The sequence below is a fragment of the Rhodocyclus purpureus genome, assembly GCF_016653115.1.
Classification (GTDB): domain Bacteria; phylum Pseudomonadota; class Gammaproteobacteria; order Burkholderiales; family Rhodocyclaceae; genus Rhodocyclus; species Rhodocyclus purpureus.
The window spans coordinates 71,687-98,000 of sequence record NZ_NHRX01000019.1 but is presented as its reverse complement, the minus strand read 5'-3'; the positions used below and the strand labels follow the sequence as shown (position 1 = coordinate 98,000).

Genomic DNA, 26,314 nt, shown 5'->3' with positions numbered 1-26,314 from the left:
GAAGTCCTTCTTTGATCGCTTAGGGCTGGTGTCGCTGCTCGATACGATGCGACGACTCCAGTGTATTCAATGAACCGCCGGATGCGGAACCGCACGTCCGGTGGTGTGAGAGGGCGACGGGGGTAACTCCGTCCCCTACTCGATGCGCCCTTCGCTGCCTTGCGGCAGCTTGCGTCAGTACCCGATCAGCTTTCCGCCGACCAGCACCAGCATCGTCGCCAGGATCGGGCGCAGCACGCGGTCGGGGATCTTGCTTGAAACGTGGCTGCCGAGCCAGATGCCGGGCAGCGAGCCGACCAGCAGGCTGCCGAGCAGCGCCCAGTCCACGCTGCCGAGCATCCAGTGGCCGATGCCGGCAACCGCGGTCAGCGGCACCGCGTGCGCGATGTCCGAGCCGACGATGCGCAGCGTCGGAATGGTCGGGTAGAGGAAGAAGAGGGCGGTGACGCCGAGCGCGCCGGCGCCGACCGACGAGATCGACACCAGCACGCCGAGCACGGCGCCGGTGAGCACGGTGAGCCGCGCCGTGCGCTGCGGGTTCGGCGTGTCGCCGAAGCGGCGCCGGGCGTAATCCTGGATCTGCTTGCGGAAGACGATCGCCAGCGCGGTGAGCAGCAGCGCGATGCCGAGCGCGACCTTGATCAGGCCGACCGCACCTCCGATGCCGCCGGGGAAGAACTGGTTGACCGTGAGCAGGGTGATGATCGCCGCCGGGATGCTGCCGCTGGCGAGCTGGCGCGTGATCTTCCAGTCCACCGAGCCCTTGAGGCCGTGCGCCAGCGTGCCGGCGCCCTTGGTGATCGCCGCGTAGAGCAGGTCGGTGCCGACCGCCACCGCTGGGTGGATACCGAACAGCAGCACCAGCAGCGGCGTCATCAGCGAGCCGCCACCGACGCCGGTCAGACCGACGATGGCGCCGACGGCAAATCCGGCAACGGTATAGGCGAAATCCATGGAACTGACTCTGGCGAAAGAAGACGCGCATCGTAAACCAGGCGCTTAGCCCTTCTCAGAACGTTTTTCCATTACTTAATACGCTGAAGTTCTTAAGCGCCCACGCGGAGGCTGGCTTCTCCAGTGCGGAGTCTGACGCCGCTCCGCTCACTGCGCCGCCCAAGGCAGCGGCAAGATAACCTTCAGAACGCCGCCGGCTGGTCCGGCACTCCCGCGGATGGCGCGGCCGTGGACCGTATTTCCTCGGCAAAGCGCTGCAGCAGTGCCTCCTCCTGCACGACGAATCGTACTTCGCGCAGGTGTTCAAGCTGTCCGGCCAACTTTCTGGCGGTCCGCACCAGGATCGGCACTGCCTCGGCGGGCGGATAGGCGAAGATGCCCATCGAGATCGCGGGCACGGCGATGCGTCCGACTGCGTGTTCGTCGGCGAGTCGCAGGCTGTTCCAGAGCGCAGCGGCGAGGTTCGCCGGCGGGTCTGGATCGAAAAGATACATCGGTCCGCGCGTGTGGATGATGAGCCGGTTCGGCAGCGCGAAGGCCGCCGTCGCCACTGCCGCGCCGAGACCGAGTGGCGCCAGTTTGACGCTGCAGGGCTCGAGTTCCGGGCCTGCGGCACGATAGATCGCGCCGCACACGCCGGAGCCCGCGCGCAGGCCAGAATTCGCCGAGTTGACGATAGCGTCGCAGTCCGGCTGCCTGACGATGTCTCCAAGGACGACGGTGATCAGCAGCTGCTTCTGTTTCATGGCGTTTCTCCTCGGGCTGGCGGCACCCACGATGATAGCTATGATCCATGGCCTCCGCTCCTTGCTTGCATGGCCGCCGCCTGCCGAGCCTGTTCTGCACACCCCTCCGCCATCATCCACTGCCTTGCCGTGCAAGCTGATTGCGGATATTATGACAATCGAGTTTTGGGGTGGTGTATGAACTGCCCATACGTTCGCCATCATTGCCCCAAGCGGACCGTTCCCAGCTCTGGCCCGTATTGCCCGGAAGACCGTGATCGCCCTCGATCAACTCGAAGGACAGCCCTCGGTCGCTTTGACACTACAAGCTTTCGAAAAATGCTTGATATGACCATGGACCGTTTTACCGACGCCTATGAGGCGGCCCAAAAGGTAGTCAAGGACGAGAAGTATCCGCCCGACTGGGGCGACGTGATCATGAAGGCCAAGGCGTTGCTGGCCGGCGCCGATGGCCCGGATCCGGCCAAGGAAATGGCAGTCTCCGAGTTGCGCAGCAAACTCGTGAATGAGGGCAAGAACGCGAGCGAACTGATTGTCGCTGCCTCCAGGGAATCAGCGGTCATAAACCCCAAGCGCGCCGCCACGCTGAAGATGCTCAAGCATCTGTATCTCGCTGGCAAGACCGGTGAGCAGACCTTGTGGGTGTACTCACCGCCGAAGGTCTACACGAAGTGGGTCTACGATGAGATCGAAGGCCTGTCGGAAACGGCTATGCAGGCCAAACTCGGTGATGAAGATGAACTCTATACCGCGGACCAGCGCAAGGTCATGGCCGAGGCCGTGCAGCATGCGGCGAGGGCTTGTGGGAAGGTGCAAGCTGAACTGGGAATCAAGCCCGGCGCAAGCGAGGTCGATGCCAAGACCTTGGCGCTCGTCAGGAAGTGGTTTTTCGGTGATGCCGATCCGTCGACAAATGACATGGATGCCGCGGTCACCAAGCTCCGCAATGGCTTTCGCGACATCGCAGTGGCGTGCGGCAACGGTAAGCTGATTTTTTCCGACGAGCCGGTGTACCGCGCCAAGCCCGGAAAATGGCGAAACTTCGGGATGATCAAAACAACCGAGGCGATGATGGTTCTCTACATGATGAAAGGCTTCCTCGACGAAGCCGGCAAGCCCACGGTTGCTGAGCGCTGGCTGTGTGTGGAAACCATCATCCACGAGTTGTCGCACAAGGTCATCAAGACCGACGATTACGTTTACGATTTCCACGGATTGAAGCCCGGCAGCGACAAGTTCCCCGCTGGTGCCGGACTCGACAATGCCGACAGTTGGGGCTACTTCGCCTGCGAAGTCAGTGGCATCTTGCCGCCTGCGAACGAGGTGAGTGCCTACAGGATGCCGACCAGGGTTCTGAAGGTCTGGGGCAAATGAATGGCGTGCGTGTCGGATGAGACGTGAGTGGGTCCTTGCTGCGGCATTGCTCGGCGTGGCAGCAGCCAGTTGGGCCGACTGTTCCTTGTTGACGGCGGAGAAGCCTATGGAATATGAAAAGAGAGCCCCTTTGCCAGTGGTCGAACCCGTGGTGCACGAAGGAACGCGCTACGAAGAGGCGCAGTTCCAAAAGAGTGAAGGACTCGACCAGAACAGTGGCTACCTGGCTGCCTTCAACGTCGCGACGGGCCAGCGCAAGTGGGTCCTCAAGGTCTATGAGGTCCGCTACGACAACGACGAAGAGGGCGATGTCCAGGATGTCTTCTTCAAGAAGCTCGAGCTGGGCGCCGACGCCGAGACCCTGTATGTGACGAACGAGGAAGAACGTCGTTTTGCCGTCGACCTGGTCAGGCGTACGGTCACCGAACTGAGGCCCTAGCCACGCCGCAGCTTCGCTAGCGGAACGGCACTTCCTTGAAGCCCGACTCCTCGACCAGGATCCCTGCCGTGAGAAGCCTCGCGTCCTTGCCCTGCGCACAGATCCGGTAGGAGACGATCAGCCCGCCGGCGGCGAACAGCGTGTCGCTCTTGAGCGAGTGCGAAACCTTCATCGAGGTGCCGCCCTTGCTGATGACGCCGACGGACAGGCTGATCGCATCCTCGGTCTGCAATGCGTCGCGTACCAGTTCGCCGCGCAGCAGCGTGAACAGCAAGGTCGTCTTGCTGCCGGCGGGGACTTCGGCGAGGCGATTCAAGAGGCTGCCAAACTCGTCGAGCACCGTGCTGGCCTTGTCGCCCAGCGCGGCCAATTCCGTTTTTTGCTGCAGCAGTGCTTCAAGCCGGCGTGCGTAAGCCGACTCGTAGTGCGCGTCGAGCAGGCGGTCCAGTTCGCCTGCGGGGTAACGCAGGTTGTCCGAGGCGCATTGCGCGGCGACCAGATCGAGCAGCACGTCGTCGGACAAGTCCGCAATCGTGTAGGCCAGGTTGCGGTCGCTGCGGAAGATCCTGGCGGCTTCCCCGGCCAGCGTCAGCAGCGAGCCGGCGGCAGCGACACCCGTTGCCAGGGTCAGCACCCTTTCCCGGCTCTCCTGTTCCGGGAGCAGGGCGCGTACCCTCGACTCCAGCGCCGCCAGCAGGATGTCCTCGCGCACGAAGGCGTGCACGGCGGCCGTGTCCGCATCGGCGAGGACGACCAGAGGCCTCCTGACGCCGGCGACGCTCGTCCGCGCGTTTTCCGTCAGTTCGGCGAGCCGGGCGGCGATGGCGGTGCAGGCTTCGGCCGTCCGCGCAGTGACGTGAAACTTGTCACGCTCGCTGTCACTGACGCTCAACTCGCCTTTCCTCGCTTCGGCGGCCAGCAGTGAAAACGCGGACTTGATCACTTCGTTCTGCGAGTTCAGCAACTTGTTCCAGTCCTCGCGCGGTTTTTCTTCGGCGCCTTGCTGCGCCTCCCGGGGCTTGTCGTCGGCGGGAGCGGTGTTATCGTCGGACATGAACGGAACTCCTCAAAATTCTGGAACCGGAAAGGGGTTTGCCGGGTCTGTGCGCCATGGCTCTCTCGACGGGAAGCATCGCGGCGCGCCGACAGTCTGGATGATACGTCATGAGCATGGCTGGTGGTGGTGGCCGATGAAATGGCGAACGCAATCCTGCGCGAGCCGACTATCATTAGCGTGAAACGTGGAACAATTTCGTGAAACATCGGCCGACCTGCTATGCCGAAGTCGTCGCGATCAGCAGCTCGTCAGTTGGGGAGGCCGCGAAACTGGAAGAACGAACTGGATTGCCACGGCGCTACGCGCCTCGCAATGACGGCATTCGAATGGCGATCTTTCATGTTCAGGGGGACACGACTCGCCATGATCGTTACCGTGAGAGAGCTGCGTGGGCTGTCGCTGATTCGGGGCTGCCCGCCCTCCCACGGCATGCCGAAGCCGCGCGAGTGTTGTGCATGGGGGCGGCGGCAGCCGCCAAAGAGCGAGTTTCAGGGCAGGGACCGCGTGACGTCTGCACGTCGCTCGGAGTGGATTGCGACAGACCGGAGCACGTGACGTTTCACGAACGGGTTCCACGTTTGACGCGACAGCGAGGACAAAGATGGCACATTCCAGGCAGGCCCTACCGGCAGTCACCGTTGCCGCCATCGGCGTGGTTTTCGGCGACATCGGCACCAGTCCGCTCTACGCGCTGAAGGAGATCTTCAGCGGCCACCATCCGCTACCGGTGACCCCAGACAACATCCTCGGCATGTTGTCGCTGGTGTTCTGGGCGATCATGCTGCTCGTCTCGTTCAAGTACGTCGCACTGATCATGCGTGCCGACAACCGTGGCGAGGGCGGGTCGCTGGCTCTTCTGGCGCTGCTCACGGAGAAGGCGACCAGCCCGCGGCTGGCGGGGGCCGTCACTTTGCTCGGCATCTTTGCCGCTTCGCTCTTCTTCGGCGACAGCATGATCACGCCGGCGATCTCGGTTCTCTCGGCCGTCGAGGGGTTGGCGATCATCTCGCCGGCCTCAAGCGCTTTCGTCATCCCGGTCACGATCGCGGTCCTGGCCGGGCTCTTCCTCGTCCAGAAGCACGGAACCGGTGCGGTCGGGCTCTTCTTCGGCCCGGTCATGCTCGCCTGGTTCGGCGTCCTCGGCGCGCTCGGCGTGCACGAGATCCTCGTCAACCCCGGCGTGCTGCGCGCGCTCGACCCGCTGGCCGCAGTGCACTTCGTCGTCAATCAACCGGGTCTCGCCTTCCTCGCGCTCGGCTCGGTGGTGCTTGCCGTCACCGGCGGCGAGGCGCTGTATACCGACATGGGACACTTCGGCCGTTTCCCGATCCGGCTGGCCTGGTTCGGTTTCGTCCTGCCGGCACTCGTGCTCAACTACTTCGGGCAGGGCGCGCTCCTGCTCAGCGAGCCGGCGGCGATCGACAGCCCCTTCTTCCGCCTGGGGCCCGACTGGGCGATGATCCCGCTGGTGATGCTGGCGACGATGGCTACCGTGATCGCCTCGCAGGCGGTCATTTCCGGCGCCTTCTCGGTCGCGCGCCAGTCCATCCAGATGGGGCTGCTGCCGCGCATGCAGATCGTGCACACCTCGGGCAAGGAGGAGGGACAGATCTACGTCCCCTTCGCCAACTGGATGCTCTTCCTGGCTGTGATCGCGCTGGTCCTCGGCTTCAAGAGTTCGTCGAACCTGGCGGCGGCCTACGGCATCGCCGTCACCGGCACGATGATGATCGACACCGTCCTGATCGCCTTCGTGATGGCCCTGCTGTGGCGCTGGAACAGGCTGCTCAGCTTCGCCATTGCCGGAACGCTGCTGGCGGTCGACCTCGCCTTCTTCGCTGCCAATGCGATCAAGATCCCCGACGGTGGCTGGTTCCCGCTGGCGATGGGCGTGGCCGGCTTCGCCGCACTGACGACCTGGCGGCGCGGCCGCCGTCTCGTCGCCGAGGAGATCGCCAAGCAGAGCATCCCGATGCAGGCCTTCATCGACGCGATCGACGACGTCCATCGCGTCTGCGGCACTGCGGTCTTCCTGACCAGCTCGCAGGAAGGCGTCCCGCACGCGCTGCTGCATAACCTGAAGCACAACCAGGTGCTGCACGAGCGCGTCGTCCTGCTGACCGTCCGCACGACCGATGCGCCCTACGTCGATGATGCCGAGCGCGTCAGCCTGCAGCGCATGGACAAGGGCTTCATGCGCATCGTCGTCCGCTACGGCTTCATGGAAAGTCCCGACGTGCCGCGCGCGCTCGCACTGTGCGCAGCGTTCGGCGAGCGTTTCGAGCTGATGGAGACGACTTTCTACCTGTCACGCGAGACCATCCTGCCGTCGATGGCGCTCGGCATGTTGCCGCTCCGTGCGCGCCTGTTCGCGCTGATGTCGCGCAATGCGATCAGTGCCAGCGATTTCTTCAAGATTCCGACCAACCGGGTGGTCGAGCTGGGAACGCAGTTGATCATCTGAGCACGAGTCGGCGCAGCGCCAGGTGACGCTCTTCCCGAGTAGTGACTCGACCGCGCTGGCGGCGAGCGGCCGCATCAGGTGGAATCCTTGCAGCAGGTCGCAACCGAGCGCGCCCAGAGTGTGTGCCTGCTCCTCGTTTTCGATCCCCTCGGCGATCGTGCGCATTCCCAGTTCGTGCGCCAGCTCGACGACGACGGCGACGACCCGTTCGTCACGTTTGCTCTCGTGCATGACATTGACGAATTTGCGGTCGATCTTGATCGAGGTGGCCGGCAGGCTGCGCAGATAGGCGAGCGACGAGTAGCCGGTGCCGAAGTCGTCGATGGCGATCGAGACACCCAGCGCGCGCAGTTCGTGCATGATCGCCATCGACTTGTCGGTATCCTGCATGAGGACGCTTTCGGTCAGTTCGAGGCACAGGCAATGCGGCGCGAGCGCGTGCCGTTCGAGTGCTGCCGCCACCGTCGTGACCAGTCGCGGATCGGCGAGCTGATGCGCCGAGAGATTCACTGCGACATGGATGGCCGGTGCTTCCGGGTGGCTGTCGCGCCAATGCCGCAACTGCCGCAGCGCCTCGTCGAGGACCCAGTAGCCGATCGGGACGATGAGGCCGGTTTCCTCGGCGATGGGGATGAATTCCTCCGGGGAAATCTGTCCCAACTCCGGATGCTTCCAGCGCAGCAGCGCTTCCACCCCGCGTATCCGGCGATCGTCGGCAGCGAACAGTGGCTGATAGAGCAGTTCGAGTTCGCCGCGTCGCTCGCTCGCGCGCAGGTCCCGCGCCAGCGCCAGCTTCTTCAGCAGGCGCGCGCGCAGCGGCGTGTCCAGGCGTTCCAGGCGGGCGCGTCCCTTTTCCTTGGCCTGATGCATCGCCGCGCCGGCATCGCGGAGCAGTTCGTCGGCGGAAGATTGACCGTTGCCGACCACCAGCCCGGCGCTTGCCGTCAGTTCGTGTGCGCGGCCACCGATCATGAACGGCTGCGCGAAGACGAACTGCAGTCGGCTGGCCACGGCCATTGCCTGCTCCTCGCCCGTCAGCCCGTCCACGAGCACGACGAATTCGTCGCTGCCGAAATGGGCGACCGTATCGGTGTTCTTGACCGCGGCGGAGAGCCGGCGCGATATCCTGACGAGTAGCTTGTCGCCGATCCCGTGCCCGAGCGAGTCGTTGATGTGCTTGAAATGGTCGATGTCGATGCAGATGAGCGCGAGCTGCGTCGAATTGCGCTGCGCACGGATCAGCGCACGCTGGAGCCGGTCCATGAACAACGCCCGGTTCGGCAGGTGGGTCAGTCCGTTGTGCAGGGCGCGATGCGCCAGCGCTTCTTCAGCGGCCTTGCGCCGCGAGATGTCGTGGGCATTGATGACGATGCCGCCGATCGCCGCGTCGGCGCTGAGGTTGAGCGCCTGCGCCAGAAACCAGTGCCATTGGCCGTCCGCATGCTGCAGGCGGTGATCGGGGATGGCGATTGCCTCGCCGGGTGACGACGCGGCCCGGCGCAGCGCCGCGCTGACCAGTTCCCGGTCGTCGGCGTGCACGGCATCGAGGTAGCTGCGGCCGAGCCAGGCGTCTTCCTGCCAGCCGAGGAGGTAGGGCGTCGACGGACCCAGGTAGCTCAGCGTGGCCCCGTCTGCCAGGATCATCACCACGTCGGCGGAGTGACTCACCAGCGTTCGGAAGCGCGCCTCGCTCCGCGACAGGGCCTGCATTGCCTCGCGCCTTATCTGCGCGCCGACGATGATGTCGGCGACCGAGCGCAGCAGCTGGATCGCCGCCGGCGACCAGGTGCGCTGCGTGCGCACCGAATCGAAGCCGATGAAGCCGCGTACGCGTTCGGCAGCGAGCAGCGGCACGACGATCAGCGACTGGACGTGCTGCGCGCCGAGGATCTCCCGCTCGACGGCCCGCTCCGGCGGCAGGTCCGCGACCACGGGGATGTAGATGGGCTCGCCCTTTTTCAGACTCGGCATCCAGAACGCGATGCTGTCGATCGGCAGCCCCTGGAGATTGTCGATTTCACGCGTGATGCCGGGTGCGCACCACTCGTGGGTATTGTCGAGGAACTGGCCGGAGGGGCGGATGAGGAACAGGTAGCTGCGATCGACCCCGGCGAAGCTGCCGATCGAAGCGAGGGTGGCGTCGATGGCGCCGTCCAGGCTGTCGCAGGTCAGGTCGGCGAAACGGCGCAGGGTTCCGCTCATCAACTCCAGCAGCCCGACCAGTTCGGAGATGTTCTCGACGTTCGAGATCAGTTGTGCTTCGTGCTTCATGGGCGGGCGAAGATTCGTTCGATGAGAGGAAAATAACGATGTCGGGCGTGCCGGTCAAACGCCGGCGCAGTGCTCAGGACTGCGGCGGGGACTCGCCGCCTTCCATTTCGGCACGGAGCGCGCGCGAGAAGGCTTTCCAGGCGTCGCCGCCGTGGCTCTCGATCCCCTCGCCGGCGCTCTCCGTCATTGTCTTCAGCATCAGTCCGGCCAGCCCGAACAGGTCGACCTTGGTCCTCAACTCGGGATCGCCGTGCCCGGCGGCGACCTTCTTCACGTCATCCTGCAGGTGGTCGAGCGCCTCGCGCGCCAGTGCGCGGACCCGGGCCTCGTCCTTCCAGTCGATGCCGAGGATGATGCCCTTGCGCTCGATCTCGAGTTCGATCTCGCGGGTGTCCTGCGGGTAGTTTTCAAATCCGGACATGTCGCTTTCCTCCGTCCTTGTCTGCCGCCTCAGCGGCCACAGGCCGCCGCAATGATGCGCGCGGTCTTCGCCTCGTCGAGGCCGGCATGGCCGCCCAGCGCCGAGTTTCCGTGGTCGCGCAGCGCCTGCATGATCCTGGCCGTGGCTTCGGGGTCGGCGACTTCGGTGTCGCGCAGATGCACGGGCATGCCCAGGGCACGGTACAGGTTCTCGATTGCAGAAATTGTCTCCTCCGCGCTCGCCCCTGCCAGCCCGAAGACTTTCCTGCCCATCTGCTCCAGCTTGGCGCGTTTGGCATCGATGGTTTCGCGCAGCAGCCAGGGTTGGATGATCGACAGGGTGCGGCCGTGGTCGACACCGTAGAGCGCGGTGAGTTCGACGGCCATCCGGTGCGTCGCCCAGTCCTGCGGCACGCCGACGCCGATGATCCCGCCCAGCGCCTGGTTCGCCGCCCACATCAGGTTCTGCCGCCAGACGGGATCCTGGCGCTCGGCGAAGGTTTCGGCCAGGGTCTTCAAGGCGCCGAGCACCGCCTCGGCGTAGCCGTCCTGCACCAGCGCGCCGACGGGAAAGGTCAGGTATTGTTCGCAGACATGGACGAAGGCGTCCACGAGGCCGTTCTGCAGTTGCCGGTCGGGCAGGCTGGCCATCACCTGCGGATCGAGGATGGCGAAGCGCGGGCGCGCCGGCGGGGCGTAGAAGACGCGTTTCTCGCGCGTGGCGGCGCGGGTGACGACCGCAGCGCTGTTCGACTCGGACCCGGTCGCCGGCAGCGTCAGCACGACGCCGACCGGCAGTGCCTGCTGAGGCACGTGCCTGCCGCTGACGATGTCCCAGCCGTCCCCCGCGTAGCCGGCGGCGCAGGCGACGTACTTGGCGCCGTCACTGACCGAGCCGCCACCGACGGCGAGGATGAAGTCCACGCCTTCGGCGCGGACCATCTCGACCGCCCGCGTCAGCGTCTCCAGGGTCGGATTGGCCTCGACGCCGCCGAACTCGACCCACGCATGCGCGGACAGCGCCTGCGTCACCTGCTCGTAAATGCCGTTTCGTTTTATCGAACCGCTGCCGTAGAGCAGCAGGACCCGGGCGTCACCCGGGATCAGTTCACCGAGCGCGGCGAAACTGTCGGGACCGAAGTGAATTCGCGTCGGGTTATGGTAGGCGAACTGGAACAGGTGGGGCATGGAACTCTCCTCGAACACGTCGGCTGCGGCAGCCCCGCACGGCGTGCAATGCATTGTCCATCGTGAAAACGACGCCCGCGGCGACAGCCGTGGCGGACGGCATGTTTTATTGCCATGCTTTGTCGTATTTGCACGAGCTCTCTTGATCTAAGTCATTCTTTTGTGCCCACATCACGAGGACAATCGCGCCCGACTCGTAGACGACGTCAGCGCAGGTTTCGTAACACATTCATCGATGTGGGGGGTTCAAAAAATGCAGCAACAGCAGCACGTAGAAACAAAAATCGTGATGGCGGATCCGACCGCCCTCGGCGTTTTCGGCCTGGCCATGGTCACCTTCGTCGCCGCAACGGCCAAGTTGCACTGGACCAACGGGGTTACCTTCCTGATTCCGTGGGCGATCTTCCTCGGCTCGCTCGCCCAGATCTGGGCGTCGACCATCGATTTCAAGAAGAACAACTACTTCGGCGCCGTCGTCCTCGGCGCTTACGGCCTCTTCTGGATGGCGGTGGCCCTGCACTGGGCGATCTCGCTCGGCTGGTTCGGCGCGATCGACATGAGCAAGGCCGACCCGCGGCAGTTCGGCGTCGCCTGTTTCGGCTACTTCATCTTCTCGCTGTTCGTGATGGTAGCGGCTTTCGAGGTGAACAAGGCCTTCGCGGCGATGCTGGTGCTGATCAACATCCTGCTGCCGTCGCTGGCGCTGGCCTCGTTCGGTATCGCACCTGAACTGTGCGGCGTCCTCGCTGCATGGTCCGAGATGGCCATCGGCCTGATCGGCTTCTACTCCGCCGGTGCGATCTTCCTGAACAGCTTCTTCGGTCGTGTCGTCCTGCCGCTCGGCGCGCCGTTCGGCTTCATCAAGAAGGGCACCGCGCAGCAGATCGCCGCTGCCGCCGGCGTGAAGGCCTGATCCACAGCAACTGCTGACACGCTTCAGCAAAAACCCGCCCCCGGCGTCAGCCGGAGGGTGGGTTTTTGTTTTTGAGGGTGGTGGCTTACGCTTCGCCAAGGATCATGACGAGTCGTGCCCCCCTGAGCACTGAACGCAGCCATTCGCTGCCGTCATTGCGAGGCGCATAGCGCCGTGGCAATCCAGTTCGTTCTTCCAGTTTTGCGGACTCGCCAACTCGGGCGACCCGACAGCAGCCCTTGCACTGGATCGCCATGCCCTTCGGGCTCGCGATGACGCGTCGCTACCCCGTCATTGCGAGGCGCGTAGCGCCGTGGCAATCCAGTTCGCTCTTTCGCGGCTGACGCCGCGAAAAACCCTCATGGCACGGGCCTGTCGTGGGAGGGCCGTAAGGCCCGAAGCGGAATGCAACAATTCTAGACCTGACCCCGGGTGTGGACCCCGGGTGTGTAGCACCGGTCGATCGTGGGAGGGCCGTAAGGCCCGAATGCGTGGCGTTCACGCTGCCGGGCGGCGGGCAAGCAGGGCGTCGAGCTTTCTCGCGAAGGCGTGGGCGTCGGCAGCGGAGAAGGCCGCCGGGCCGCCGGTATCGGTGCCGCTGCTGCGCAGCTCATCCATGAAGTTGCGCATCGTCAAGCGTTCCTGGATGTTGTGCGCATCGAGCAGTTCGCCGCGCGGATCGAGGACGCGCGCGCCCTTGGCGATCGCCTGCGCAGCGAGCGGCACGTCGCCGGTGATGACGAGATCGCCGGCGACGGCCTGGTCGGCGATGTGGCGGTCGGCAACGTCGAAACCCGACGGCACCTGCAGCGCGCGGATCCACGGCGACGGCGGCACGCGCAGCATGCGGTTGGCGACGAGGATCAGCGGCACCTGCGTGCGCCGGGCGGCACGGAAGAGGATGTCCTTGATGACGACTGGACAGGCGTCGGCGTCGACCCAGATGTTCATTGCGGAGAGGAGAAAGGCGCTGAAGGTGGAGCGCTACAATACCACTACGCCCTGCGCCCGGAACCCGCCATGCGCTACCTCATCCCTCCAGAAGAAGTCGAGATCACCGCGATCCGCGCGCAGGGCGCCGGCGGGCAGAACGTGAACAAGGTGTCCTCCGCCGTGCACCTGCGCTTCGACATCACCGCCTCCTCCTTGCCCGAGGCGATCCGCGCGCGGCTGCTCGCGCTCGACGACCAGCGCATCAGCAAGGACGGCGTCGTCGTCATCAAGGCGCAGGCCTTCCGCAGCCAGGAAAAGAACCGCGCCGAAGCGCTCGCGCGGCTCGAAGAACTGATCGCCAGGGTTGCCACGCCGCCGAAAACGCGGCGCCCGACCAAGCCGACGCGGGCCTCGGTCGAGCGCCGCCTCGCCGGCAAGGCGCGCCGCGCGCAGCTGAAGGCAGGGCGGCGCGGAGGGGAGTGAGGTGAAACTGCAGGCCGGGAAGTCCTCGATTCGGGCCTTACGGCCCTCCCACGGTCGCTTGCGGCAGCGGCTGTGGGAGCGGCGGCAGCCGCGAATGTGCGCGTGCGCTTACCCGCCGGCTCAAGGCGCACGCGTGCCGGGCGGGCGCAGCTCGTAGCTGAACTCGACCGACGACTGCTCCTCGACGGTGACGCGCAGCTGGCGCGGACCGGGTCGGTCGTCGGGGCCGACCGTCCATTCGCCGAAAATGCGTCCGCCGACGGGGACGAGCTGGCGCTGGCCGAGCAGGCGACGGCGCTCGAAGGTGATGGTCTCGTGGTCGCCGGCCTTGACCGGCGCTCCGGCAAGCAGCGCTTCCTCGCGCACCGAGACGCTGCGCCGCGGGCTGCGTACTTCGAGCACCCAGCCGTAGCGTTGGCCCGGAACGAGTGGGATGACCTCGCCCGGCGAGAAGACCCGTTCCTCGTCCTCGCCGGTCGTGAACACGCCGAACTCGGCGCTGACGATGTCCACCGGCGCCGCCGCGAATGACGCTCCGGCAGCCAGAAGTTGCAGCAGCAGGAGCAGCGGCAGCAGGATCTTGCGCAGCATCATTCCCTCCAGCCCGGCGTTTCGACTGCGTCCACCGGCAGCGCGGTCTTGTCGACGACGCGGCGCAGCACGAAGCTCGAATGCACCCCGGTGACGCCCGGGATGCGCGTGATCCGGTTGAGCAGGAGCTCCTGGAAGTCGTCCATGTCGCCGACGACGACCTTCAACTGGTAGTCGGCGTCCTGGCCGGTGATGAGCAGGCATTCGAGCACCTCGGGGATGGCTGCCACTGCCGTCTCGAAGCCCTCGAAGCGCTCGGGCGTGTGCTGGTCCATCGAGATGTGGATGAGAACGGTCAGCGTCAGCCCGAGCTTGCGCGCGTCGAGCAGCGCGCGGTAGGCGGTGATGAGCCCCGCATCTTCGAGCGCGCGCACGCGGCGCAGGCAGGGCGAGGGCGACAGGCCGATGCGCTCGGCGAGCTCCTGGTTGCTGATGCGGCCGTCCTCCTGCAGCAGCTGCAGGATCCGCCGGTCGTAGCGGTCGAGTTGCACTGGATTGCCCATGGTCTTTCTGTTTTGGTAGATTGTATTATTAAAAATCTAGTAATAGCAATTTTATTCCAAAAGTCATGATTTTCAGGCGCAACAACGCAAGCACCTGCCGGCCGCTTCTGCGTAACATGTGTCCTGTCAGTCGCCACCGCGCCAACGCTTTCAGGAGTCCGCCATGTTGCAGCAACCCGCCCGCAAATACCAAGCCTTCCCGCCCGTCAATCTCGTCGACCGGCAGTGGCCGAACCGCGTCATCGAGCGCGCGCCGATCTGGATGAGCACCGACTTGCGCGACGGCAACCAGTCCCTGTTCGAGCCGATGGACGTCGAGCGCAAGATGCGCCTCTTCCACACGCTCTGTGCTATCGGCTTCAAGGAGATCGAGGTCGCCTTCCCGTCGGCCTCGCAGACCGACTTCGACTTCGTGCGCAGCTTGATCGAGGGCGGCCACATCCCGGAGGACGTCAGCATCATCGTGCTCACGCAGGCGCGCGAGCACTTGATCCGGCGCACCATGGAAGCCGTGCGCGGCGCCCGCCGCGTGATCGTCCATGTCTATAACGCCACCTCGAAGCCCTTCCGCGAGTTCGTCTTCGGCATGAGCCGCGCGGAAGTGGTCGACATGGCCGTCGCCGGCGTCCGCCTCGTGCGCGAGCTCGCCGCGCAGCAGCCCGACACCGAATGGCAGCTCGAATACAGCCCGGAGACCTTCACCGCGACCGAACTCGACTTCGCGCTCGAAGTCTGCGACGCGGTCAGCGCGGCCTGGGGGGCGACCCCCGAGGACAAGGTGATCCTCAACTTGCCGACGACGGTCGAGGTGACGACGCCCAACGTCTACGCCGACCAGATCGAGTGGATGCATCGCCATCTCGCGCGCCGCGACAGCGTCATCATCAGCTTGCACCCGCACAACGACCGCGGCACCGCCGTTGCCGCCGCCGAGTTGGGTTTGATGGCCGGCGCCGACCGCGTCGAGGGCTGCCTCTTCGGCAACGGCGAGCGCACCGGCAACGTCGATTTGGTCACCCTCGCGCTCAACATGTACACGCAGGGCGTGCATCCCGGACTCGACTTCTCCGACATCAACGGCGTCGCGCGCACGGTCGAGGCCTGCACCCAGTTGCCTATCCACCCGCGCCACCCCTATGTCGGCGACCTCGTGTTCACGGCCTTCTCGGGCTCGCACCAGGACGCGATCAGGAAGGGCTTCGCCGCGCAGGAGGACGACGCCGTTTGGGCCGTCCCCTACCTCCCGATCGACCCGGCCGACCTCGGCCGCAGCTACGACTCGGTGATCCGCGTGAACAGCCAGTCGGGCAAGGGCGGCGTCGCCTGGTTGCTCGAGAACGAATGCGGCATTGCCTTGCCGCGGCGCTTGCAGGTCGAGTTCTCGTCGGTCGTGCAGTCGCTCACCGAGCGCGTCGGCGGCGAGGTCAGCGCCGGGGACATCTGGGGCTTGTTCGCCGGGACCTACCTCGAAGACGACGACGCGCTCGCCCATGTCGAGCACCACCTCTTCGAGCGCGGCGAGCGGCAGGGGATCCGCCTCACGCTGAAGGTCGACGGCGAGGTGCGGCAGCTCTCCGGCGAGGGCAACGGCCCGATCGACGCCGCCGTCCATGCCTTGCGCGCGCTCGGCTTCGACTTGCAGGTGCGCAGCTTCGAGGAACGCTCGCTCGGCCCGAGCGAGGACGGCGGCAACGCGCGCGCCTGCGCCTTCGTCGAAGTGTCCGCGCCCGGCCTCAAGGGCGACCGCTACGGTGTCGGCATCGACGGCAACATCGTCACCGCGTCGATCCGCGCACTCGTGAGCGCCGCGCGACGGGTCGGCCGGCAGCAGGTCGATACCCGCGCCGCGGCCTGAAGTCGTTGAGTGGGCTGAGGAGGGCTCCTGCGGGCCTCCTCATACCAGGAAATTCCCGGTCAGCGCCACCCAGTAAGGGGCGCCGACCGGCTCGATGCCCTTCCCGGCATCGAGCCATGGCTGCCGACCCAGACAGCGAGCAGCGGCGCATCAGTCCTTCCTGGTGCCGGCCTTGGGGATGGTCAGCATGATCGAGATGATCGCGGCGAGGATCAGGAAGACGTTGAATGCCAGCGCGATCATCGCGGCTTGACGGACCGCCAGATTATCCTGGCGTCCGACGAAGGTGATCACCCCTTCCAGCCAGTTGATGCTTTCCGGATTGGCGCTCAGGGCCGTGAAGATGGCGGCGGAGATGGCAACCCCGAAGGCAGCACCGAGCGACGAGGCCATCTTGTAGATGCCGGCACCGGAACCGGCCTGGGCAGGCGGCAGGGCGGACAGCGCTGCATCGGTGGAGGGGGTGGCGTAGAAGGCCAGACCGACGCCGAACAGCGTGTAACCGATCACTGCCAGCACCTTGTAGTCGGCCAGCATGAGGTTGGCCGGCGACAGCAGGACGATCGACAGACCGGTGATCAGGCAGCCCCAGATCATCGGCTTGCGCGCCCCGAAGCGTTGCAGCAGCTTCTCGCCGACGCGGATGAAGGCGATGATCGCGATCGCGTAACCCAGGGTCAGCGCACCGGCTTGCTGGGCGCTCATGTCGCCGCCGCGTTGCACCAGTTGCAGCGAGACGAGCAGCGTGCCGGCGACACCGTTGAGCAGGAAGTTGGAGAGGGTGGCGCCCCGGTAGGTCGGGTTGCGGAAAAGCGTGAAGTCCACGAAGGCCCGGGCCGCCCGCGACTCGATCCTGAAGAACAGGGTGGCGAAGACCGCGGCGGTCGCGGCCAGACTGAGGATGAACGGGCTGCTCCAGCCGAACTTGTTGCCCTGAGTGACGAAGAGCTGCAGTGCCACCATGGCAATCATGAAGGTCAGCACGCCGGCAAGGTCGAACTTGTAGTCACCCCGGCTTTCAGCTTTGCTTTCCGGCGTGCCCTTGATCATCGCCATGCCGATCAGCGAAACGACGATCGAGGCGAAGAAGATGTAACGCCAGCCGAAGTTCTCCGCCATCATGCCGCCGAACAGCGAGCAGACGCCGGAACCGCCCCAGGAGCCGATCGACCACAGGCTCACCGCCCGCTGTCTGGCCGGACCATCCCAGTAGGTCTTCACCAGCGCCAGGCTGGCCGGCATGATGCAGGCCGCCGACAGGCCCTGCAGCGCGCGGCCGACAAGCAGGAAGGCGGTCGCCAGATCGCCGGCGGGCGCCAGGCCGATCAGCAGCGAGCCGACCATGTTCAGGATGAAACCGGCCTGCACGACCTTGACGCGGCCGAAGCGGTCGGCGATGCCGCCGATGACGACGATGAAAATCCCCGAGAACAGTGCCGTGATGGCCACGGCGATGTTCATCATGCTGGCGTCGAGGCCGAGATCCCTCTGCATGTCCGGCGCCACGTTCAAGGTGGTTTGCGCGAACAACCAGAAGGCGATCACGCCCATGATGATGCCGTACAGCAGCTTGTCGTTGCCCTTGTAAGGGATGGGCGCCCCTATCGCGAGTGTGCTCATGGTCTCCTCCTGAATATGACCTGGTGCTTTCGATAACTTGCAGCTGGATTCTAGGAGTTCACGGGGATCACCGAAGACGACATATTTCTTTGGGTGATGAGCGATGGCGGTCACCGGATGCGGTTTTCCGGCCGCCGTTAGCGTCGCCACGGGTGCCGGGCGGCTTGCCCTTGCCGGGCTCGTGCAGGGCGTTGGCGGCTGCCGAGGCGAGCGGCAAGCTTGCACCGGGAGGATGCGCGTCGGCCGCCGATGCGGCATCATCTCGCCCGGTTCCGTTCCTCTGCGAGTTTCGTGATGAAGAAGAAGCTATGTCCCTGCTATTCCGGCCTGCCCTATGCCGACTGTTGCGGCGTCTTTCATTCCGGCATGCCGGCGCCCGACGCCGAGAAGCTGATGCGCTCGCGCTACTCGGCGTACGCCTTGCGCCTGGCCGACTACGTGCTGGCGACCTGGCACCCGTCGACGCGGCCGGAGTCGCTCGGCTTCGAGCAGGGGCGGCAGCCGAAGTGGCTCGGTCTCGAGGTGCGCCGGCACGTGCCGGATGGCGACCGCGCCGAGGTCGAGTTCGTCGCGCGCTTCCGCGCCGGCGGACCGACGCAGCAGATGCGCGAGACGAGCCGCTTCGTGCGCGAGGACGGGCGCTGGTGTTACGTGGACGGGGACGTCGGCGCGTAGCTGGTGAGTGTCGGGTTACGCTGCGTTAATGATCATGGCGAGTCGTGCCGTCCCTGAGCATGAAACGCAGCCATTCGCTGCCGTCATTGCGAGGCGCGTAGCGCCGCGGCAATCCAGTTCGTTCTTCTGTACTTGCGGCGTTCCAGATAGACGCGAGTGAATCTGGAACTGCCCCACGAACTGCATCGCCCCGCCATGCGGGCTCGCGATGACGAGTCGCTATCCCGTCATTGCGAGGCGCGTAGCGCCGTGGCAATCCAGTTTGTTCTTCTGTACTTGCGGCGGTCCATATAGGCGCGAGTGAATCTGGAACTGCCCCACGAACTGGATCGCCACGCCCTGCGGGCTCGCGATGACGAGTCGCTATCCCGTCATTGCGAGGCGCGTAGCGCCGTGGCAATCCAGTCCGTTCTTCTGTACTTGCGGCGTTCCAGATAGACGCGAGTGAATCTGGAACTGCCCCACGAGCTGGATCGCCGCGCCCTGCGGGTCGCGATGACTATTCCCTATCCCGTCATTGCGAGGCGCGTAGCGCCGTGGCAATCCAGTTTGTTCTTCTGTATCGCACTGGGAGGGCCGGAAGGCCCGAATCGGGGCCTGCCCTGCTGCGCGCTCAGCCGAGCGCGCGACCGACGATCTCGCTGACGTCGCGCGACAGGCTGGCGTTGCCGGCGAGCCGTTCCAGGGCCTGCCGCGCGTGCGCCTGGCGGCCGGCGTCGAAGCGCCGCCAGCGGTCGAAGGCGCGCGCCAGGCGCGCCGCCACCTGCGGGTTGATCGCGTCGAGCGCCAGCGTCTGCTCGGCCATGAAGCGGTAGCCGGTGCCGTCGGCCGCGTGGAAGCGGACGTGGTTGGCGCCGAAGCCGCGCAGCAGCGAATAGACCTTGTTCGGGTTGCGCAGGTCGAAATCGCGGTGCTTGGTCAGCCGGCGCACGACCGAGAGGGTGTCCGGGCGCCTGCTGGTCGCCTGCACCAGCAGCCACTTGTCGATCGCCAGCGCTTCCTTCTGCCAGCGCGCGTGGAACTCGGCGAGGGCAGCCGCCGCTTCCGGGCGGTCGTGGTGCGCGAGCAGCGCCAGCGCCGCGTACTGGTCGCTCATGTTGTCGGCGGCGGCGAACTGGCGCGCGGCGAGCGCGCAGCCGGCGTCGGGGTCGGCAGCGGTGATCAGGTCGAGGCAGAGGCTGCGCAGGGCGCGGCGGCCGGCGTCGGCGGGCAGGGGCCGGTAGGGGCCGCTCGGGGCGAGTTTTTCGTAGAGGGTTTCGAGGCGTTCGCGCAGGCGTTGGCCGAGGAAGGCGCGCAGTCCCATGCGCGCGGTGAACAGCGCGTCGGGGTCGACCACCGCCATTTCTTCGGCGAGCGTCGCTTCCGAGGGCAGCGCCAGCGCTTCGGCGGCGAAGGCCGGGTCGCCGCCAGGGGCGAGCGCCGAGTCGAGGATGCGTGCGGCGGCGACGGCGAAGCTGTCCGGCCATTCGTCGGCGACCGTCGGTTCTGAGGCGGAGCGCGCGGCGGCACCGAGAAGCAGTCGCGTCGCCAGCTGCTGACCGGCTTCCCAGCGGTTGAACGGGTCGCTGTCGTGTGCCATGCGCTGAGCGAGTTCGACGTCGGGCTGCGCGAAGTCGAGGTGCACCGGCGCCGAGAAGCCGCGCAGCAGTGAGGCGACCGGCGGCGCGTCGATGTCCGCGAAGACGAACTGCTGGCTGCTTTCCTTGAGCAGCAGCGTGCGCGTGGTCGGCGCCTCGTGTTTTTCCTCGCCGGAAAGGCGCAGCGGCAGGTCGGCCCCGTCCGGCCCGAGCAGGCCGACGACGACCGGGATGCACAGCGGCTCGGCGGCTGCGTCATCCGGCATCGACTGCGTCAGCGTCAGGACATAACGGCGCGCCTGCGCGTCGTATTCGCCGCAAGCCTTGAGGCGCGGCGTTCCGGCGCGTTCGTACCAGCGCATGAACTGCTTGAGGTCGGCACCGTTGGCGTCGGCCATCGCCGCGACGAAGTCCTCGCAGGTGACCGCCTGCCCGTCGTGGCGCGCGAAGTAGAGGTCCATGCCGGCGCGGAATCCCTCGCGGCCGAGCAGGGTCTGCAGCATGCGCACCACTTCGGCGCCCTTCTGGTACACGGTCGCCGTGTAGAAGTTGTTGATTTCCTGGTACTCGGATGGGCGCACCGGGTGGCGCATCGGGCCGGCGTCCTCGGGGTACTGCGTCGCGCGCAGGATGCGCACCTCGCGGATGCGGCTCACCGCCGGCTGGTGCACGTCGGCGCCGAATTCCTGGTCGCGGAAGACGGTGAGGCCCTCCTTCAGCGAGAGCTGGAACCAGTCGCGGCAGGTGACGCGGTTGCCGGTCCAGTTGTGGAAGTACTCGTGCGCGACGACGCGGTCGATGCCCTCGTAGTCCAGGTCGGTGGCGAGGTCGGCGCGCGCCAGCACGTACTTGGTGTTGAAGATGTTGAGGCCCTTGTTCTCCATCGCGCCCATGTTGAAGTCGCCGACGGCGACGATCATGTAGTGGTCGAGGTCGCATTCGAGGCCGAAGCGCTCTTCGTCCCAGCGCATCGACTGCTTGAGCGCGGCCATCGCGTGATCGCACTGGTCGAGCTTGCCCGGTTCGACGTAGATCGCGAGTTCGACGCGGCGGCCGGAGGCGGTGACGAAGTGGTCGCGCAGCACGTCGAGTTTCGCGGCGACGACGGCGAACAGGTAGGAGGGTTTCGGGAACGGGTCCTCCCAGCGAGCCCAGTGGCGGCTTACCCCGAAGGCGTCGGTTTCCTCGCCGCTGCCGACCGGGTTGCCGTTGGCCAGGAGCACCGGCAGCCGCTCGCGGTCGGCGTGCAGCGTCACCGTGAATCGCGCCATCACGTCGGGGCGGTCGGGGAACCAGGTGATGCGGCGGAAGCCCTGCGCCTCGCACTGCGTGAAATAGCCGTCGGCGGAGCGATAGAGCCCGGAAAGCTGCGTGTTCTGGTCGGGACGGATGCGCACGACGCTGCGCAGGGTGAAGGCAGCGGCCGCGCCGGGGAGCGCGTCGTCGATGACGAGCGTGCCGGCGCCGAGCGTGTAGCGCTCGGGCGGGAGGTCGATGCCGTCGATGGCGAGCGACAGCGTTTCCAGCGCTTCGCCGTCGAGGACGAGCGGCGCGTCCGGGGCTGCGCTCTGCGGATTGCGGCGCAGCGCCAGCGTTGCCGAGACGACGACCGCGTCGTCGCGAAAGTCGAAGTCGAGGTCGACGCGGTCGACCAGGAAGTCGGGGGGGGTGTAGTCGGCCAGGCGGTGGATGCGCGTGCTGGCGTCGGTCTTGTGCGTAGTCATGGGCGGGATTCTACCTGTCCTCCCGCCGCGATGGCCGCTCAGGCGGCGACGGAAATGCGCTCGCCTGGCCTGGCCTTGCGCAGGGCGTTCTCGGCGCGCAGCAGCGATGCTTCGAAAGTCGTGTCGCCCGCCTTGATCAGGGACACGCCGACGCTGACGACGAGGAAGACCTCTTCGTCGCCGATGGCGATCGGCGACTTGGCGAGGCTCTGGCGCAGGCGCCGGACAAGCTGCTTGGCAGCGCTGGCGTCGCTACCGGCCAGCATGATGGCGAATTCACCGCTACCCAGGTGACCGGCCACGTCGCCGACGCGCAACTGCTGACGCAGCAGTTCGCCGAAGTGCGCGAGTATCTCGTCGCCGACCGCATGACCGAAACGCCCGTTGATGTTCTTGAAACCGTCGAGGTGGAGGGCGACGACGCTGGCCGTCAGTCCCGGCTGGCGCTGCAGACGGGCATGTTCCTCGCGTAGTCGCGCGCAGAAGTGTTGGTGGTTGGCAAGACGGGTGATCGGGTCGGTGGTCGTCAGCGCGCGCAGTTCCTCTTCCAGGCGCTTCTGCTCGCTGATGTCGCTTTGCGTACCGATCATGCGCAGTGCCTGCCCCTGCGCGCTACGACTGACGACCATCCCCCGGCTGAGCGTCCACTTCCAGCTCCCGTCGCGGCAGCGCAGGCGGAACTCGCCCGCATAGCGGTCGCTGCGGCCGTCGAGGCACTCGCGCAGGATCATCTCGACCTGCTCGCGGTCGTCGGCATGGATGAGCTTGCGCAGCTCGTCGACGTGGCTGATCCGGTCCTGTTCCGAATAGCCGAACATCGCCAGCCAGCGTGGTGAGAAGATCATTTCGCCGCTGATGACGTTCCAGTCCCAGATGCCGTCGTAGGAACCCTCGAGCGCGAATTTCCAGCGTTCCTCGCTGGCGCGCAGCGCCTTGCTGGCGCGGTGTTTCTCGATGGCGATGCTGGCCAACTGTGCCGCTTCCTCGATCAGCTGGATCTCGTCGTTCGTCGGTCGGCGTGGCGCCGTATGGTAGAGCGCCAGCGCGCCGAGCGTTCTGCGCGTCGTTCCCGGAATCGGCTGCGACCAGCAGGCGGCGACTCCGGCGTTTGCGGCGAGCGTGCGCCAGTCCCGCCAGTAGGGGTGCTGCTGGACGTCCTCGCAGACGACCCGCTTGCCGGTGAATGAGGCAGTCCCGCAGCTTCCCTGACCGACACCGATGGCCATGCCATCGACCGCCGCGACGAAGGTGGCGGGCAGATGCGGTGCCGCGCCCACGATCAGGCGGTCGCCGTCGCTTTGCTCGTCGATCAGCATGATGCTGCACAGTGCGTCGACGTCGGTCGACTCGACCCCGAGCGCGATCTCCTTCAGGATTTCGGAAAGCGCCTCGTCGTTGGCGAGCATTTCGCGCACTTTGGCGCGCGCCTCCAAGCGCTGCTCGCTGCGTTTGCGCTCGCTGATGTCGAGCAGGGTCAGATGACAAGCCTCGGCCTCAGCGTCGGCCGCCGCCTTGAGCTGCAGCATCCAGCGTTCCTTGCCGTCCTGGCTCGTCATCGCAACTTCGCAAACACAGTCCTTCTTGCCGGCGAAGACGCGCTCGAAAAAGCGCGCGAGTTCCGCTTGCTCTGCCTCGGCGAACAGCGACGCGAACGGGCGCGGTCTGAACCGGCCGTGGTTGCGGATGCCGAGCAGGTGCAGCGCTGCCCGATTGCCGAGTTGAAGCACGCCCTTGCGGTCGACGCTGCAGTAGGCGACCGGCAGCTGATCGACGTCGACCCTTCTATCCATGGGCACTGTTCCGATCAGGGCGACTGGTCCCCCGCCGCGCGCAGAACTGTCTCCCGGTCTGCCTTTTGCGCGATGAACTCTCCATAGCCCACGATTATAGACGCCGTTTCAGCGTAAGGGCGGCAGTTGTTCGTCGCGTGGCACGAAGTCCAGTGCCAGCCCGTTGTTGCAGAAGCGCTGTCCGGTCGGTTGCGGGCCGTCGTCGAAGACGTGCCCCTGGTGTCCGCCGCAGCGCGAGCAGTGGTATTCGGTGCGCGGCATGATCAGCTTGTGGTCGGTCTTGAACCCGACCGCGCCGGGCAGGGCTTCCCAGAAGCTCGGCCAGCCGGTGCCGCTGTTGTACTTGCGGCTGCTGTCGAACAGCGGCTGGTGGCAGCTGGCGCAGATGAAGGTGCCGTCGCGCTTTTCGGCGTTGAGCGGGCTGCTGTGCGCGTACTCGGTCGCTTCCTCGAACAGGACCCGGTAACGTTCCTCGCCAAGCTCCGCCCTCAATTCGGCCGGAGTCTTCGACGCGCCGCAGCCACAGGCCGGTGCTGCTGCGCTCGCAGCATCTTTTCCTTTCAGGCGCTCGGAGAAGGCAGGGAAAATCGACGACAAACGGGACATGCTGAACTCCTTGGACAAGAATGCGGTCTCTTGAATGTAGAATGACATGGTTCTGCGCGACGAAGTTCCTCGTGCGCGCTCTGGACGGCTGTCCGGGGGGAATTCCGTTCGTGACCTCGCTCCGGATTTCACTGATAATCGATTGCGGGAAAGCAGGCGCGCCGGGTTTTCGCCCGGCACTGCATCTCCCGCCCGGGGAGGAGTCGCGCATGGATACGACGAAGCATACGACAGCTACGGGAATGCCGGGAAGGGCTCGTGCCGAGGCACAGCGCGAACTGACGCCTCCCTTGCCGCCGGCGCTGCCCGGCGAGCGGAGCGAGTTCAACTCGATTGCCGGCAGGCTGTCGTACTACGCGGATGGCCCCGTGAATTCGGCAGAGCGGCCCCTGCTGCTCATCCACAGCGTCAACGCTGCGGGCTCGGCCTACGAGGTGAAGCCGATCTACGAGCATTACCGGCAGCGACGTCCCGTGTACGCGCTCGACTTGCCCGGATTCGGTTTTTCCGAACGCAGCCAACGCCGCTACACGCCCCGCCTGATGACCGACGCGGTGCAGGCGATGATCGCCGAGATCCGCCGTCGCCACGGCGCGGCGCCGATCGACGCGCTGGCCGTTTCGCTCGGCTGCGAGTTTCTCGCGCGCACGGCGTACGAGTCAGCGGCCGAGTTGGCCAGCCTGGCCCTGGTCAGCCCGACCGGCTTCGACGCGAAGGCCGAGGTTCCCGGCCCGCGCGGCAGCACGCGCGGCATGCCGCTGCTCTACGGAGCATTCAATCTGCCGCTCTTGAGCCGGGGCCTCTTCTCCGCGCTCACCACCCGGCCGAGCATCCGCTTCTTCCTCGAAAAGAGCTGGGGGCGCCGGGAAATCGACGAGGGCGTGTTCGAGTATGCGTGGCTGACCACGCATCAGCCGGGAGCGCGCTTTGCACCCTACGATTTCGTCAGCGGCTTCCTGTTTTCGCGCGACATCCCGCGCATCTATCAGTCGCTGCTGCTGCCGGTGTGGATGGCGCACGGGGTGCGCGGCGATTTCGTCGATTACCGCGGCGCTGCGGCGTATGCCGGCAAGCCCAACTGGACGGTCGTCGAACTGCCGACCGGCGCCTTGCCGCACTTCGAGATTCCGGCGCAGTTCATCCGCCGCTACGACGCCTTCCTCGCCGCCGCAGGGTGAGCCGCGCAAGTCGGGTTGGCGCAGGGTTTTTCTGTCGGGTTACGCTGCGTTAACGATCATGGCGACGTCCGCCGCCCCACGCCATGAAACGCGCTCTTTCGCAGCTGCCGCCGCTCCCACGAAAACCAGCCGGTGCCATGGGCTCTCGTGGGAGGGCCGTAAGGCCCGAATCAAGGGTTCAAGGAACGCTCACGGCGGAGGCAGCGAAGGCGCTCATTTCGCCGCGGTCTGCGCGAGCTTCTGCTCGATCTTGGCGATCGGCACCGCGCCGGGGATGCGCTCGCCGTCGGTGAAGAAGATCGTCGGCGTGCCGTTGATGCCGAGCTTGTGACCGAGGTCGACGTTCTTCTGGATGGCGGAAGTGTCGCAGTCACCCTTGCCGGCCGGGGCCTTGCCGTCGGCCATCCAGTCGGTCCAGGCCTTGCCGCGGTCGGCCGCGCACCAGATCTTGTTCGATTTTTCGAGCGAGTCGGGCGACAGGATCGGGTAGAGGAAGACGTAGAGCGTGACGTTGTCGAGGCGCGTGACCTCCTTGGCCAGACGCTTGCAGTAGCCGCAGTTCGGGTCCTCGAAGGTGGCGAAGACGCGCTTGCCGTCGCCACGGACGATCTTCACCGCCTGCTCGAGCGGCAGCTGGCTGAAACGGATCGCGGTCAGTTTCTGCAGGCGTTCGGCGGTGACGTTCTTCATCGTCTTGCCGTCGATCAGCGTGCCGACGAAGATCGTCGTCTGCTTCTCGTCCGTGTACACGATCTGGCCGTCGGCGAAGACCTCGTAGAGGTTCGGATAAGGCGTCCTGACGACGCTGTCGACCTTGCCGCCGAGCTTGGCTTCCATCGCCTTCTTGACGCTGGCTTCGTCGGCAAGGGCGGACGCACTCAGCGCTGCGGCGAGGGCGAAGACGGGGGCGATCAGCGCGCGGGAAGAGAGTTTTCTGAGCATGGGATGTCCTG

At 65.9% G+C, this 26,314-nt stretch carries 21 protein-coding genes and 1 pseudogene; 8 read left to right on the top strand and 14 right to left on the bottom strand.

The window, feature by feature from the left end; translation table 11 throughout:
• Positions 1 to 174: 174 nt before the first annotated feature.
• Together CCR84_RS04405 and CCR84_RS04400 are read right to left on the bottom strand one after the other, a co-directional pair.
• On the bottom strand, positions 175 to 954 hold the full coding sequence (locus CCR84_RS04405) for a sulfite exporter TauE/SafE family protein (RefSeq protein ID WP_201210026.1): 780 nt from the start codon (positions 952 to 954) through the stop codon (positions 175 to 177).
• Positions 955 to 1,136: 182 nt separating this feature from the next.
• Positions 1,137 to 1,730, bottom strand: a complete 594-nt coding sequence (locus CCR84_RS04400; protein ID WP_201210024.1) for a macro domain-containing protein — start codon at positions 1,728 to 1,730, stop codon at positions 1,137 to 1,139.
• A 303-nt stretch (positions 1,731 to 2,033) separates the two neighbouring features.
• Here CCR84_RS04400 and CCR84_RS04395 point away from each other — a divergent pair, with 303 nt between their 5' ends.
• Positions 2,034 to 3,074 (top strand): M35 family metallo-endopeptidase, encoded by a 1,041-nt coding sequence (locus CCR84_RS04395; RefSeq protein ID WP_201210020.1) that lies wholly within the window; start codon positions 2,034 to 2,036, stop codon positions 3,072 to 3,074.
• Positions 3,075 to 3,180: 106 nt separating this feature from the next.
• The gene (locus CCR84_RS04390) at positions 3,181 to 3,513 is read left to right on the top strand and encodes a hypothetical protein (RefSeq protein WP_201210019.1); all 333 of its coding nucleotides are present in this window, start codon (positions 3,181 to 3,183) and stop codon (positions 3,511 to 3,513) included.
• Positions 3,514 to 3,529: 16 nt separating this feature from the next.
• On the opposite strand, the gene CCR84_RS04385 is transcribed toward CCR84_RS04390, so the two are convergent.
• Entirely contained in the window at positions 3,530 to 4,567 is a 1,038-nt protein-coding gene (locus tag CCR84_RS04385; RefSeq protein ID WP_201210018.1) for a hypothetical protein, read from the bottom strand.
• Positions 4,568 to 5,171: 604 nt separating this feature from the next.
• On the opposite strand from CCR84_RS04385, the gene CCR84_RS16400 reads away from it, so the two are divergent.
• Positions 5,172 to 7,034, top strand: coding sequence for a potassium transporter Kup (locus CCR84_RS16400; protein ID WP_242508534.1), 1,863 nt, complete (start codon positions 5,172 to 5,174; stop codon positions 7,032 to 7,034).
• Between the two features lie 78 nt (positions 7,035 to 7,112).
• On the opposite strand, the pseudogene CCR84_RS04380 reads toward CCR84_RS16400, so the two are convergent.
• The 3 genes and pseudogenes from CCR84_RS04380 to CCR84_RS04370 all read right to left on the bottom strand — a co-directional run.
• Positions 7,113 to 9,236, bottom strand: a pseudogene (locus CCR84_RS04380) (sensor domain-containing phosphodiesterase); the annotation flags it as partial.
• 142 nt (positions 9,237 to 9,378) lie between these two features.
• Positions 9,379 to 9,726 carry a hypothetical protein gene (locus CCR84_RS04375; protein ID WP_201210014.1) on the bottom strand — a complete coding sequence of 116 codons (348 nt, stop codon included), beginning with the start codon at positions 9,724 to 9,726 and terminating at the stop codon, positions 9,379 to 9,381.
• A gap of 29 nt (positions 9,727 to 9,755) precedes the next feature.
• Positions 9,756 to 10,913, bottom strand: a complete 1,158-nt coding sequence (locus CCR84_RS04370) for an iron-containing alcohol dehydrogenase (protein WP_201210012.1) — start codon at positions 10,911 to 10,913, stop codon at positions 9,756 to 9,758.
• 235 nt (positions 10,914 to 11,148) lie between these two features.
• On the opposite strand from CCR84_RS04370, the gene CCR84_RS04365 reads away from it, so the two are divergent.
• A complete protein-coding gene (locus CCR84_RS04365; protein WP_338052564.1) occupies positions 11,149 to 11,826 on the top strand; it encodes an acetate uptake transporter in 678 nt (225 codons plus the stop codon).
• 498 nt (positions 11,827 to 12,324) lie between these two features.
• Here the strand turns inward: CCR84_RS04365 and CCR84_RS04360 are convergent, their stop codons facing one another.
• The gene (locus CCR84_RS04360; RefSeq protein ID WP_201210009.1) at positions 12,325 to 12,777 is read right to left on the bottom strand and encodes a YaiI/YqxD family protein; all 453 of its coding nucleotides are present in this window, start codon (positions 12,775 to 12,777) and stop codon (positions 12,325 to 12,327) included.
• Positions 12,778 to 12,846: 69 nt separating this feature from the next.
• Between CCR84_RS04360 and arfB the strand changes: the two genes are divergently transcribed.
• Positions 12,847 to 13,242 carry an alternative ribosome rescue aminoacyl-tRNA hydrolase ArfB gene (arfB, locus tag CCR84_RS04355; RefSeq protein ID WP_201210006.1) on the top strand — a complete coding sequence of 132 codons (396 nt, stop codon included), beginning with the start codon at positions 12,847 to 12,849 and terminating at the stop codon, positions 13,240 to 13,242.
• A 120-nt stretch (positions 13,243 to 13,362) separates the two neighbouring features.
• Here the strand turns inward: arfB and CCR84_RS04350 are convergent, their stop codons facing one another.
• Complete coding sequence (locus CCR84_RS04350) at positions 13,363 to 13,836, bottom strand: hypothetical protein (RefSeq protein ID WP_207186210.1); 474 nt, start codon at positions 13,834 to 13,836, stop codon at positions 13,363 to 13,365.
• Entirely contained in the window at positions 13,833 to 14,324 is a 492-nt protein-coding gene (locus tag CCR84_RS04345; protein ID WP_201210043.1) for an Lrp/AsnC family transcriptional regulator, read from the bottom strand. Before CCR84_RS04345 ends, CCR84_RS04350 begins: the two co-directional genes overlap by 4 nt.
• A gap of 175 nt (positions 14,325 to 14,499) precedes the next feature.
• Between CCR84_RS04345 and leuA the strand changes: the two genes are divergently transcribed.
• Positions 14,500 to 16,191: a 2-isopropylmalate synthase gene (leuA, locus tag CCR84_RS04340; RefSeq protein ID WP_201210004.1), complete on the top strand. Its 1,692-nt coding sequence runs from the start codon at positions 14,500 to 14,502 to the stop codon at positions 16,189 to 16,191.
• Between the two features lie 150 nt (positions 16,192 to 16,341).
• On the opposite strand, the gene CCR84_RS04335 is transcribed toward leuA, so the two are convergent.
• A complete protein-coding gene (locus tag CCR84_RS04335) occupies positions 16,342 to 17,811 on the bottom strand; it encodes an MFS transporter (protein WP_201210003.1) in 1,470 nt (489 codons plus the stop codon).
• 294 nt (positions 17,812 to 18,105) lie between these two features.
• Between CCR84_RS04335 and CCR84_RS04330 the strand changes: the two genes are divergently transcribed.
• Positions 18,106 to 18,486 (top strand): YchJ family protein, encoded by a 381-nt coding sequence (locus CCR84_RS04330; RefSeq protein ID WP_201210002.1) that lies wholly within the window; start codon positions 18,106 to 18,108, stop codon positions 18,484 to 18,486.
• Between the two features lie 613 nt (positions 18,487 to 19,099).
• Here the strand turns inward: CCR84_RS04330 and pepN are convergent.
• The 3 genes from pepN to msrB form a co-directional block, all read right to left on the bottom strand.
• Positions 19,100 to 21,787, bottom strand: coding sequence for an aminopeptidase N (pepN, locus tag CCR84_RS04325; RefSeq protein ID WP_201210001.1), 2,688 nt, complete (start codon positions 21,785 to 21,787; stop codon positions 19,100 to 19,102).
• A gap of 38 nt (positions 21,788 to 21,825) precedes the next feature.
• Complete coding sequence (locus CCR84_RS04320; protein WP_201210000.1) at positions 21,826 to 23,577, bottom strand: diguanylate cyclase; 1,752 nt, start codon at positions 23,575 to 23,577, stop codon at positions 21,826 to 21,828.
• Positions 23,578 to 23,685: 108 nt separating this feature from the next.
• On the bottom strand, positions 23,686 to 24,183 hold the full coding sequence (gene msrB, locus CCR84_RS04315) for a peptide-methionine (R)-S-oxide reductase MsrB (protein WP_201209998.1): 498 nt from the start codon (positions 24,181 to 24,183) through the stop codon (positions 23,686 to 23,688).
• 209 nt (positions 24,184 to 24,392) lie between these two features.
• Between msrB and CCR84_RS04310 the strand changes: the two genes are divergently transcribed.
• Positions 24,393 to 25,361 (top strand): alpha/beta fold hydrolase, encoded by a 969-nt coding sequence (locus tag CCR84_RS04310; RefSeq protein ID WP_201209996.1) that lies wholly within the window; start codon positions 24,393 to 24,395, stop codon positions 25,359 to 25,361.
• Positions 25,362 to 25,574: 213 nt separating this feature from the next.
• Here the strand turns inward: CCR84_RS04310 and CCR84_RS04305 are convergent, their stop codons facing one another.
• On the bottom strand, positions 25,575 to 26,303 hold the full coding sequence (locus tag CCR84_RS04305) for a DsbC family protein (protein WP_201209994.1): 729 nt from the start codon (positions 26,301 to 26,303) through the stop codon (positions 25,575 to 25,577).
• Between the last annotated feature and the right edge of the window lie 11 nt (positions 26,304 to 26,314).